This window comes from Streptomyces sp. NPDC048825 (assembly GCF_043198355.1).
Classification (GTDB): domain Bacteria; phylum Actinomycetota; class Actinomycetes; order Streptomycetales; family Streptomycetaceae; genus Streptomyces; species Streptomyces xiangluensis.
Genome location: NZ_JBICUR010000022.1, coordinates 174,250 through 185,111 on the forward strand (window position 1 = coordinate 174,250; position 10,862 = coordinate 185,111).

The following is a 10,862-nucleotide window of genomic DNA, read 5'->3' on the forward strand; positions in this document are numbered from 1 at the left end:
CCGCCCCGGTCGGCTCCGTTACGAACAAAGTATGGCCCTGACCCGAGTAAACCCCCAGGCCAGAGCCTTAAAAGGCAGACGAGTCGGGCTATACGCCGGGTTCTGTCGCCCGGTCGCCTCGCGGCGGCCGGGGAGACGGTCATCCATCTAGGACCGGCGTTGCCGCCGGCCTCGTGCGGTCTACCCGCGGACTCGGGCGGGCAGCCCTCGGACGTCCGCGCAGAGCTGCTCTTCTTTCGAAGAGGCGGCTCCTCTTGACCTTGCTCCGGGTGGGGTTTACCTAGCCGCCTGAGTCACCTCAGGCGCTGGTGGTCTCTTACACCACCGTTTCACCCTTACCGAAAGCCGGAGCTCTCGGCGGTTTGCTTTCTGTGGCACTGTCCCGCGGGTCACCCCGGGTGGCCGTTAGCCACCACCCTGCCCTGTGGAGCCCGGACGTTCCTCGGGGAGGTCCACAGGGACCTCCACGCGACCGTCCGCCCGGCTCGTCTGCCGTGTCGACCATGGTACCGGGCGGGCGGCCCGCCCCGGACCGGCGGCCGGTGCGGAGGCGGGTCCGGCAGCCGACCCCGATTCCGATCCCGGTCCCGAAGCCCGTCCCGAAACCGTGGCCAGGAGGGAGCCCAGCAGGATCAGGGTGAAGGACACCGCGACCCCGGCTGTCAGCTGTTCGTCCAGGAACAGCACGCCCGCCGCCACCGCCACCGCCGGATTGACGTATGTGAAGACCACTGCCCGGGTCGGGCCCGCCTCGCGGATCAGCTCCACGAAGACGACGAAGGCGAGTGCCGTGCAGATGACGCCGAGGCCCGTGAGTGAGGCCAGGACCGAGGGCGAGGGGAGCTCAGACGGCCGCGTCACCGCCGCCGCGGGGGCGTACACGACTGCCGCGAGCAGCAGGCACGGGGCGATCAGCTGGAGCGTGGAGACCTGCTTGAGGTGGCGGGCCATGATCAGCGGCGCGGTCGCGTAGCCGACGACCGTGACCCCCATTTCCGCGAGAGAGCGGGCGTTGCCGCCCGTCAAGTGCGGGGCCGTGAGGACCGCCACTCCGCCCAGGCCCAGCGCCAGGCCCGTCATCCGGTGGACGCCCAGCCTCTCCGTGTCGCCGAAGAAGCGTGCCAGTACGACGCCCACGATGGGTACTCCCGCGATCAGCAGGCCCGCCGTCGAGCTGGACAGATGGCGTTCGGCGTCCGTGAGCGTCCACCAGGGGCCGATGATCTCGATGCACGCGAAGGCCAGCATCGGGCGCCAGTGGGCCCGGACGACGGTGATCAGCCCACCCTGCCGTACAGCGAAGGGCAGCAGGATCGCGGCGCCCAGCGCACAGCGCGCGAACACCACCATGGACGGAGACACACCACCGTCCACGGCCACTTTGATCATCAGGTAGGGGATGCCCCAGAGCAATCCCATCAGGGAGAACAGAACCCAGCCGCGTGCAGTCATGCGCGCAGTCTCGGCCGGGTCAACGGCGTACGTCTTGAACGCTGTTGCGCTCAACGCTGTTGCGGTACGCCGCCGGGGTCACCCCCAGCACCCGCCGGAACCAGCGCGTCAGATGCGCCTGGTCCGCGAAGCCGACGAGTGCGGCGGCCTCGGCGGGGCGGTGGCCCGACTCCAGCAGGCCCCGGGCCCGGGTCACCCGGTGCTGGGCGAGCCAGGCATACGGGGGCAGACCCATGGTCGTACGGAAGGCGCGGAGGAGTTGGTACCGGGACAGGCCCAGGTCGGTGGCCAGGTCGGCGAGGGAGGGTGGGGCCAGGAGTTCGTCGGCGAGACGGTCGCGTACGACGTGGGCTATGCGGCTCGCGCCGGGGATCCTGTCGCACACCGGGCGGGCCGTGGAGTGGCGGCGGGCGAGGGCCGTGAGCAGCCACGGGATACGGGACTCGGCCTCCAACTGGTCGGGGCAGGAGCTGAGTTCGGTGTGCGCGAGGCGCAGGGCCGTGGCCAGTTCGGGGTCGTCGAGGAGGGGCTCGCGGAAGTGCGGGACGCTTCGCGTGCCTTCGGTGAGGAGGGTGGGGTCTGCGTACAGGGCCCGGTAGGCGTAGCCGTCGGACGCGGCCGGGCCGCCGGTGTGGGTCTCGCCGGGCGCGAGGACGACGATCGAGCCGGGGCCGGTGCGGATCCGGCCACCTCGGTAGTCGATGACCTCCTCACCGCCGACGCAGACGCCGACGGTGAACTCCTCGTGGGCGTGGGGCGCGTAGCGGTGGCGGTCGAAGCGGGCGGTGAGGAGATCGAGCGGACGGTCGGTCCGGCCCAGGGTTGCCCTGGTCCAGACTGCCTGTTCACGGCTGGTCGCTGTCTCGCCTCGCACACTCGGTGCAACACCCGTGCGGGCTGTCTCTATGCCCGATGATCACCAGGCTGAGGCATCGCAGTACAACCGCCACGGGATCGGAAGACCTTCCCTCGATCAGGGGGAGGCACTGACGCCGCCCCTTGACCCCGCCGCAACGTCAACGTTTCTACTGACTGCATGCGAATCGGAGAGCTGGCCGCGGCTGTCGGCGTCACCACGCGGACCCTGCGGCACTATCACCACCTCGGGCTGCTGCCCGAACCCGAGCGGCGCCCCAACGGGTACCGCGACTACGGGCTGCGGCACGCCGTCGTGCTGGCCCGGATCCGGCGGCTGACCGAGCTGGGGCTCGGGCTCGCCGAGGTGCGGGACGTGCTCGCGGAGGATGCGGGGCGCGACCTCGCCGAGGTGCTTGCCGAGCTTGATGACGACCTCGCGCGGCAGGAGCAGGCCATCCGGGAGCGGCGGGCTCGGCTTCGGGCGCTGCTGGCCGATGCCGAGGCGGGGCGGTTGCCCGTCGAGGGGCCGGTGTCCCCCGAACTGGCCGCGCTCTTCGGTGACTTGGACCGGGGTTCCAAGGGGCGGCCCGAGTCCCCCATGGCCGCCAAGGACCGCGAGATCATCGCCCTGCTGGACACCGCCGCGCCCCCGGAGGAGCGGGAGCGGCTGCTGTCCGCGCTGGGCAGCTTTGCCGGCGAACCGGGTGCGGTGGACCGGGCGCACGAGGCGTACGCGCTGCTCGACGCGCTCATGGACGCCGACCCGGGCGACCCCCGCGTGGACGAGGCCGCCGAACTGCTCGCCTCCTGCCTGCCGGACTCGGCTCTCGACGGGCTGGGCATCGGGAACGCGGGCGAGGAGCACAGCTTCATGCGGGCCTTCCTCGACGACTTCGCGCCTGCGCAGGCGGAGGCGATCCGGCGCACGATGCGGCTCCTCGTGCAGCGCCACGCAGGCGGTGCCCGGTGAAGGCCGTCGGGCTCGTGCGGCGTCTGACCGCGCACGAGCTGCGGCTGCTCGTGAGCATCGCCCTCTGGATGGCCCGGCGTCCGCACGGCGCCCGGAGCGGGCGGACCTTCGGATACGTGCGGGGCCAGGGCGCGGTCATGTTCGGGTTCGCCTTCGTGTGTGTGCTCGAGACGATCGCCATGGCGGTGCTCCTGCGCCCCTGGCCCGCCATCGAGCGGCCCGTACTCGTCCTCGACCTCTACGGCGTGCTCCAAGTCGTCGGCATGCACGCGGCCTCCGTGAGCCGCCCGCACGTCCTGGACGACACCGCGTTGCGCATCCGCCGAGCCGCCCACATGGACCTCCGCGTCCCCTTGGACCTCATCGCGTCCATACGTCGCGAGACGCGCTACACACATGAGAAGCGCGAGGGCGAGCTCGACCTGGCCATCGGCTCGCAGACCACGATCACCCTCGAACTGACCGAACCCGTACGGCACTTCACCTTCCTCGGCCGCCCCAGGGGCGTACGCCTGGTCCGCTTCCATGCCGACGAACCGGACGTACTCGTTCAGGCGATACGCGAGATGCGTACGCTGGCGCCTGCCCCTCGTACGCATTGAAGGAGAACCACCGTGCTCGTGCTGCTGCCGCCGTCCGAAGGAAAGGCTCCCTCCGGGCGGGGCGCGCCGCTGAAGCCGGAGTCGTTGTCGCTGCCGGGGCTTGCCGAGGCGCGGCGGGCGGTCCTCGACGAGTTGGTCGAGCTGTGTGCGGGCGATGAGGAGAAGGCGCGTGAGGTGCTCGGGCTGAGCGAGGGGCTGCGGGGCGAGGTCGCCAAGAACGCGGCGTTGCGGACCGCGGGGGCGCGGCCCGCCGGGGAGATCTACACGGGGGTGCTGTACGACGCCCTTGACCTGGCCTCGCTCGACGCGGCGGCCAAGCGGCGGGCGGCGCGTTCGCTGCTCGTCTTCTCGGGGCTGTGGGGCGCGGTCCGCGTGACGGACCGGATTCCCTCGTACCGCTGCTCGATGGGCGTGAAGCTGCCGGGGCTCGGGGCGTTGGGCGCGCACTGGCGTACGCCGATGGCCGCCGTCCTTCCCGAGGCCGCCGGGAACGGGCTCGTGCTCGATCTGCGCTCCTCCGCGTACGCGGCGGCGTGGAAGCCGAAGGGGGAGGTGGCAGGGCGTACGGCGAGTGTGCGGGTGCTGCACGCGCCGACCCGGAAGGTGGTCAGCCACTTCAACAAGGCGACGAAGGGCCGGATCGTACGGAGCCTGCTGCTGGCCGGGGCCGCGCCGAAGGGGCCTGCGGAGCTGGTGGAGGCGCTGCGGGACCTCGGGTATGTGGTGGAGGCTCAGGCGCCGGGGCGGTCGGGGACGGCGTGGGCGCTGGATGTGCTGGTGGATGAGGTTCACTGACACCTTCGCGCACCATTGCAGTATGCGCAACGTTCATTGCGCATGCTGCCTTCCGCGGGCAGCATGGAGAACATGACTCCGCATGCGCCCTCGCCCTCGGCATCGCCTTCCCTCCCCATGCCGTCGTCCCTGCTGGACCTCGCGCCCGTCATCCCCGTGGTCGTCGTCAGCGACGCCGCCGACGCCGTTCCCCTCGCGCGGGCGCTCGTCGCAGGCGGCCTGCCCGCGATCGAGGTGACGCTGCGGACCCCGGCGGCGTTGGACGCGATCCGGGCGATCGCCGGTGAGGTGCCGGACGCGGTGGTCGGGGCGGGGACGATGCTTACGCCGGAGCAGGTGAAGGAGTCGGTGGCGGCCGGGGCGCGGTTTCTGGTGAGCCCGGGCTGGACGGACGTACTGCTGGAGGCGATGCGGGGGTCGGGGGTGCCGTTCCTGCCGGGGGTGTCGACCACGTCGGAGGTGGTGGCGCTCCTTGAGCGCGGGGTGCGGGAGATGAAGTTCTTCCCGGCTCAGGCGGCGGGCGGAACGGCCTATCTGAAGTCCCTTGCCGGGCCGTTGCCGCAGGCACGGTTCTGCCCGACGGGCGGGATCGGGCTCGCGTCGGCTCCCGACTATCTGGCACTGCCCAACGTCGGCTGTGTGGGCGGGACTTGGATGCTCCCGGAGGATGCCATCGCCGCGAAGGACTGGGCGCGGATCGAAGAGCTGGCCCGCGAGGCGGCGGCGCTCAGCGCAGATGGGACGTCTCGTTGAGCAGGCGCAGGCTCGCGTTGCCGTCCGCGTAGTACGCCACCTCCGAGAGGGAGGCGGCCGACAGCTCCATGCGGAACAGGGACTCGGGCGGGGCGCCGAGGGCCAGCCGTACGAGGGTCTTGATGGGCGTGACGTGGGAGACGACGAGCACGGTACGGCCGGGGTGGGCGGCGAGCAGCTTGTCCCGGGCGGCGGCCACGCGTTCGGCCACTGCCGCGAAGCTCTCGCCGCCGCCGGTGGGTTCGGCGTCCGGCGAGCCCAGCCACGCGTTCAGGTCCTCCGGATACCGCTCCCGCGCCTCCCCGAAGGTCAGCCCTTCCCACGCCCCGAAGTCGGTCTCACGGAGCCCGTCCTCGATACGCACGTCAAGGCCGAGCCGCGCTCCCACGATCCCCGCGGTCTCCCGACACCGGGCAAGGGGCGACGAAACGATCTCCCCCACGCTCCCCCGCCCATCGAGCGCCTCGGCCACCCGCTCGGCCTGCCCCCGCCCTACTTCCGACAGCCCCGGATCGCTCCCCCCGCTCCCGGAGAACCGCTTCTGAGGCGTCAGCGGCGTCTCCCCGTGCCGCAGCAGTACGAGGCTCATGGGCGCCCCGAGGTCAGGAGGCGCGGCGGCGGCGACGCTCTGCGCCGCCCGCACCGGCTCACTCAACGCGCAGCCCCTACAGCCCCGACTCGGAGGTACGGACCAGAATGCGCCGGCAGTTCTCGCAGCGCAGTACCGCGTCCGGGGCCGCCGCCTTCACCTCGTTCACCTCGTGGATGTTGAGCTCCAGGCGGCAGCCCTCGCAGCGGCGCTGGTAGAGGCGGGCCGCGCCGATGCCGCCCTGTTGCGCGCGGAGCTTGTCGTAGAGCTTCAGCAGGTCGGCGGGGACCGAGCCCGCGATGACCTCGCGCTCCTTCGTCGCCGTGGCGATCTCGCTGTCCAGGGACTCCTGGGCCGCGTCCCGCCTGCTCATCGCGTCGTCGACCTTCGCCTGGACGGAGGCCTCCCGCCCGGTCAGCTCGGCCACCCGCTCCTGCGCGGACTCGCGGCGCTCCATGACCTCCAGGACCACGTCCTCGAGGTCACCCTGCCGCTTGGCGAGGGAGGCGATCTCGTGCTGGAGGTTCTCCAGGTCCTTGGGAGACGTGACGGCGCCGGAGTCCAGGCGCTGCTGGTCGCGGGCGGCGCGCTGGCGCACCTGGTCGACGTCCTGCTCGGCCTTCGTCTGCTCGCGGGCACAGTCGCTCTCCTCGGTCTGCGCGGCGACGAGCAGGTCACGCAGCTGGGTGAGGTCCTTGTTCAGCGACTCGATCTCGGCGTGCTCGGGCAGCGACTTCCGCTTGTGCGCCAGCTGCTGAAGGCGTACGTCGAGGGCCTGGACGTCGAGAAGTCGGATCTGGTCGGCGGGCGCGGCGTTCAGTTGGGGGCTCCAGGGGTGTTCGAATCGGAGGGGGCGCGCGAAGCGCTCCTTGGAAGGTCGGTGGTGGGCGACGGGTGGGCGGACGCCGCGTGGGCCGTCCAGGGGTCGGTGACCGTCTTCGAGACGTGGACGCGAAGTCCCCATCCGTTCCGGTCGGAAATCTCGTCGAGCTGGGAGGCGGCCAGCTCGCACCAGGGCCACTCGGTGGCCCAGTGCGCCGCGTCGAGCAGCGCGAGAGGACTGTGGGCGCGAGCCGCCATGAATTCTGCCGCCGGGTGGTGGCGCAGGTCCGCGGTCAGGAAGGCGTCGACACCGGCGGCGCGTACATCGTCGAAGAGGCTGTCGCCGGATCCGCCGCTCACCGCCACGGTCCGTACGAGCGCATCCTCGTCGCCCGCGACCCGGATGCCCTGCGCCGTGGCGGGCAGCCGTTCGGCGGCGCGCGCGGCGAGTTCGCGGACGGTCAGCGGATGGTCCAGCTCGCAGACCCTGCCGAGGCCCCGGCGGCCCTCGGGGTCGGTCGGGTCCGGCACGAGGGGCCGTACGACCCGGAGGTCCAGCGCGCCGGCGAGGGCGTCGCTGACGCCGGGATCCGCCCGGTCGGCGTTCGTGTGGGCGACGTGCAGCGCGATGTCGTTCTTGATGAGGGTGTGGACCACGCGGCCCTTGAAGTTCGAGGCGGCCACCGTCGTCGTACCGCGCAGGTAGAGCGGATGGTGGGTGACCAGCAGGTCGGCGTCCAGCTTCACCGCCTCGTCCACGATCTCCTGGACCGGGTCGACGGCGAACAGTACGCGCGTGACCTCGGCGGCTGGGTTGTCGACGTCGCCGCAGACCGTGCCGACCGCGTCCCAGGCCTCAGCCCTCTCGGGGGGCCAGAGAGACTCGAGCGCGGCGATGACTTCAGACAGACGGGGCACGTAAGAAAGGCTACCCGCCTCTCTCGCGTGCCCCGTCGGCGCCGGGTCACTTCACGAGGTATCCGCGCAGGTCGTCCAGTACCTCGTCCGCGGCGGTGACCCCGAGCCCGAGGTACCAGGTCTCGTCCGGTACGTCCTTCGCCTGACCGTTCTCGACCGCGCCGAGCTTCTTCCAGAGCGGGTTGTCCTCGGCGCTCGCGCGGTCGGTCTTCTTCGCGTCGCCGTAGACGCCGGTGAAGACCCAGTCGGCGTCCGCCTCGTCGATCTTCTCCGGGCTGATCTCCACGGCGAGATCGTTGATCTGCTGGTTCTCGGGCCGCGGGATGCCGACGTCGTCGAGGAGCGTGCCGATGAAGGACGCCTTCGCGTAGAGGCGGATCATGCCCGGCATGTAACGCAGCATGGTGACGGTCGGCTTGTCGGCGCCCAGTTCGTCACCGAGGGCCTTCGCCTTTTTCTCGTACGCGTCGAGCTTTGCCTTCGCCTCGGCGGTCTTGTCGAGGGCGGCGGCGTTGAGGAGGTAGTTCTTTTTCCAGGTGAAGCCGGGACGGATGGAGAACACGGTGGGCGCGATCTGGGAGAGCTGCGGGTAGAGCTTGGCGGCGCGCAGCTCGCTGCCGAGGATCAGATCGGGCTTGAGGTTCGCGATCGCTTCCAGGTTCAGGGAGTTGATCGTGCCGACGTCCTTGGGGCTGCCCGCGTCCTTCTTCAGGTACGAGGGGATGGCGACCGAGCCCTCGGTGGGCGCGTAGCCGACGGGCTTGACGCCCAGCGACACAACGTTGTCGAGCTCACCGACGTCCAGGACGACGACCCGCTTCGGCTCCGCCTTCAGCTCCGTCTCGCCCCTCGCGTGCTTGATCGTGCGCGGGAACTCGCCGGCCTTCGCCGTCGTGCCCATCTTCGCCGTGTCCTCGGCCGCCTTCGCGAAGTCCTCGCCGCCCTGAGCGACGGACTTGCTGCCACTGCCGTTGTCGGACTTTCCGGAGCCTGAGTCGCCGTCACCGGAGCCGCAGGCCGCGAGCGAGAGCGCGGCGGCCATGGTCAGGGCGACGGCGGCAACACCGCGTCGTCGAAGGGACATCAGGCACACACTCCACAGTTTCGGCCCCAAGGATCAGTCTCAGGACTCAGAGGATCGGTCTTGGGCGGCACACAGGCCGCACTTAGGTGAGCCTCACCTTAAACCGTCGAGTCCCGGCCAGCACACACGCCCTGATTTCCTCAGGCGAATCGCCAGTTGGCCACCCATTTGTGTGAAGCGCCTGCCCGTCGATGCCCCGTCTGTGCGTACGAAAACTACCTTCGTGGCCGGAGGTGTCCCAGACGATGACGGCCTGTGCCATCGAATCCGCCGCTGAGAACGGCACGCGGGCAGGATGCGTGATCAGCGCCGACGGGTCCTACGCGGCCCGCCTCGCCTCGCGCGGCGACTCCTTGTTCCCGGAGCGCTGGACCCTGGACGGCCCCGAGCCGTACGCCGTACCGCTGCCGGGCAAGCAGCCCGAGGAGCCCGGCACGGAGGTGCAGCCGATGGCGGACGGGCGGGTGCTCATCCACCGTGTGCCGGACGGGCGGCACACGTTCTCTCTGCTGTATCCCACAGGGCCGGGGACGGGTGAGGTACCGCTCGGCGCGGTGGAATGCCGGGACGGGACAACGGAGTTGCGGTTGCTGCCACCCGCGCCGGGCGGCCTTCGGGCGTACGCCGTCGCCGTGGGCCGGAGCTCCACCACCGTGTGGCTGGTGGCGGGCGGCCCCTTCGGGCCCGAGCGGCTCGCCGAGGTGCCGGGGCGCTGCTCGGGCGGGGTGTGGCTGTCCGGCGGGGACCGGCTGCTCGCCCTGGACCGGGAGTTGGGCGGCCGGACCAAGACGGTGGTGGTCGACCTGGAGCGCGACGGCGAGGTGTCGCCGCTCCTCCAGATCGCCGAAAGGAGCAACGACCGGCTGCTGCTCGCGGACGCCGACAGCGGGCTGCTGCTGATCCGCTCGGACGCGCCGTCACCGGGCCAGGACCGGCTCGGCTGGGGCGTGTTGGGGAGCACGCTTCCGGTGCGCTTTCCGGACTCGCTGCGGCTGGCGGACCACACGGTGACGCCGTTCGCGATCCAGCCGGGGCAGATGCTGACGCCGGAGTACTGCTTGGTGGCGCTGCGGATCGCCGGCGGGGGCGGGGGCGGGGGCAGTTGGCTGGGGATGTGGCGGCCCGTTGACCGATGGATCCATCAACTGCCCGCGCCGGAAGGGTGGTTGACGGGATCCGGGTTGTGGACCAAGGACGGGGTCCTCCGGTTGCCGTACGCGACGGAGACGTTGCCGTGTGGGGTTTCGCGGGTGGCGGCGCCTGCGGAGGCCGTGGAGGCCGTGGACGAGGTGTCGTTGATCACGCATTCTGCGGAGTACGCCGAGTACCCCGAGCCCTCGGATTTCCCGGACTTCCCGGACTCCTCAGGTCCCGTGGCCCCCATGGAGGAACTCGCGGAACCTGACGACGAGCTTGCCTCGTCGTCCCGTCCCGTGCCCCTGCAACAGGCGCCGTTCACCGTGCGGAAGCTGTCGAGCGCCTTCGCCGGGCGGCGGTTGGCGCAGGCCGCGCGTGCCGGTCGGGCGGCCGCCGAAGAAGTGACCGTCGAGTAGCCCCTACCACCCCTCACCGGCCAAAAGAGCGCCCACTAGACTCGCCCGCGCTACAAAGAAGGATCTTGTTGACGGGGTGAATTTCTACATGAACGACGTAAGCAACACGGCTACTGACCCGCGGCTGGCGAGCAGCGATCCGCGTGACCCGCGGATGGTGATGTCCCAGCCGGACGATGGTGGCCGCGGGCGGCACCGGGGGCCCGTTTCCGCGTCGGACGACGAGGCTGCGCCTCGTGGCCGGCATCGTAGGCCGGCCGGGCAGAGCGAGGCCTAAGCGCTCCGCTGGGGGCGCGGTTTGAAGCTGCGGGTGCGTTGTGGTTGCTCGCGCAGTTCCCCGCGCCCCTGGGTGGTCTGTGGATCGGGGCCGTGGGCCGGTGCGTCAGCCCGTCGCAGGGTGGGCATACGGCCCTTCGGCTTCCACAGGGCGCAGGTGGCCTGAGACAGAACCTACGCGACGGGCATA

At 71.0% G+C, this 10,862-nt stretch carries 9 protein-coding genes, 1 other RNA gene and 2 pseudogenes; 5 read left to right on the plus strand and 7 right to left on the minus strand.

Annotated features, from left to right (window positions below):
- Positions 1-75 precede the first annotated feature (75 nt).
- The 3 genes and pseudogenes from rnpB to ACGFNK_RS39030 form a co-directional block, all read right to left on the minus strand.
- Positions 76-488: RNase P RNA component class A (gene rnpB / locus ACGFNK_RS39020), an RNA gene on the minus strand.
- A 178-nt stretch (positions 489-666) separates the two neighbouring features.
- Positions 667-1,452: pseudogene (locus ACGFNK_RS39025) on the minus strand (DMT family transporter); the annotation flags it as partial.
- Positions 1,453-1,471: 19 nt separating this feature from the next.
- A complete protein-coding gene (locus ACGFNK_RS39030) occupies positions 1,472-2,326 on the minus strand; it encodes an AraC family transcriptional regulator (RefSeq protein ID WP_393423907.1) in 855 nt (284 codons plus the stop codon).
- Between the two features lie 162 nt (positions 2,327-2,488).
- On the opposite strand from ACGFNK_RS39030, the gene ACGFNK_RS39035 reads away from it, so the two are divergent.
- From ACGFNK_RS39035 to ACGFNK_RS39050, 4 genes are all read left to right on the plus strand, one after another.
- Positions 2,489-3,280: a MerR family transcriptional regulator gene (locus ACGFNK_RS39035; protein ID WP_393423910.1), complete on the plus strand. Its 792-nt coding sequence runs from the start codon at positions 2,489-2,491 to the stop codon at positions 3,278-3,280.
- On the plus strand, positions 3,277-3,882 hold the full coding sequence (locus tag ACGFNK_RS39040) for a hypothetical protein (RefSeq protein ID WP_393423913.1): 606 nt from the start codon (positions 3,277-3,279) through the stop codon (positions 3,880-3,882). The genes ACGFNK_RS39035 and ACGFNK_RS39040 overlap by 4 nt, the downstream gene beginning before the upstream one ends.
- A 12-nt stretch (positions 3,883-3,894) precedes the next feature.
- Positions 3,895-4,677 carry a peroxide stress protein YaaA gene (yaaA, locus tag ACGFNK_RS39045; protein ID WP_386346322.1) on the plus strand — a complete coding sequence of 261 codons (783 nt, stop codon included), beginning with the start codon at positions 3,895-3,897 and terminating at the stop codon, positions 4,675-4,677.
- A 72-nt stretch (positions 4,678-4,749) separates the two neighbouring features.
- Entirely contained in the window at positions 4,750-5,430 is a 681-nt protein-coding gene (locus ACGFNK_RS39050) for a bifunctional 4-hydroxy-2-oxoglutarate aldolase/2-dehydro-3-deoxy-phosphogluconate aldolase (protein WP_393423917.1), read from the plus strand.
- Here the strand turns inward: ACGFNK_RS39050 and ACGFNK_RS39055 are convergent.
- From ACGFNK_RS39055 to ACGFNK_RS39070, 4 genes and pseudogenes are all read right to left on the minus strand, one after another.
- Positions 5,405-6,073 (minus strand): annotated as a pseudogene (locus ACGFNK_RS39055) (histidine phosphatase family protein); the annotation flags it as partial. The gene ACGFNK_RS39050 and the pseudogene ACGFNK_RS39055 overlap by 26 nt on opposite strands.
- Before the next feature lie 22 nt (positions 6,074-6,095).
- Complete coding sequence (locus ACGFNK_RS39060; protein WP_393423941.1) at positions 6,096-6,839, minus strand: zinc ribbon domain-containing protein; 744 nt, start codon at positions 6,837-6,839, stop codon at positions 6,096-6,098.
- Positions 6,836-7,759, minus strand: a complete 924-nt coding sequence (locus ACGFNK_RS39065) for a Nif3-like dinuclear metal center hexameric protein (protein ID WP_393423920.1) — start codon at positions 7,757-7,759, stop codon at positions 6,836-6,838. Before ACGFNK_RS39065 ends, ACGFNK_RS39060 begins: the two co-directional genes overlap by 4 nt.
- Positions 7,760-7,805: 46 nt before the next feature.
- Positions 7,806-8,843, minus strand: a complete 1,038-nt coding sequence (locus tag ACGFNK_RS39070) for an ABC transporter substrate-binding protein (protein WP_393423923.1) — start codon at positions 8,841-8,843, stop codon at positions 7,806-7,808.
- Positions 8,844-9,088: 245 nt separating this feature from the next.
- Here ACGFNK_RS39070 and ACGFNK_RS39075 point away from each other — a divergent pair, with 245 nt between their 5' ends.
- A complete protein-coding gene (locus tag ACGFNK_RS39075) occupies positions 9,089-10,396 on the plus strand; it encodes a hypothetical protein (protein WP_393423926.1) in 1,308 nt (435 codons plus the stop codon).
- Positions 10,397-10,862: the final 466 nt, after the last annotated feature.

Excerpts from the sequence above, each read along its gene's own strand:
- ACGFNK_RS39035 (WP_393423910.1), top strand. The coding sequence starts at position 2,489 with ATGCGAATCGGAGAGCTGGCCGCGGCTGTCGGCGTCACCACGCGGACC.
- ACGFNK_RS39050 (WP_393423917.1), top strand. The coding sequence starts at position 4,750 with ATGACTCCGCATGCGCCCTCGCCCTCGGCATCGCCTTCCCTCCCCATG.
- ACGFNK_RS39070 (WP_393423923.1), bottom strand. The coding sequence starts at position 8,843 with ATGTCCCTTCGACGACGCGGTGTTGCCGCCGTCGCCCTGACCATGGCC.
- ACGFNK_RS39075 (WP_393423926.1), top strand. The coding sequence starts at position 9,089 with ATGACGGCCTGTGCCATCGAATCCGCCGCTGAGAACGGCACGCGGGCA.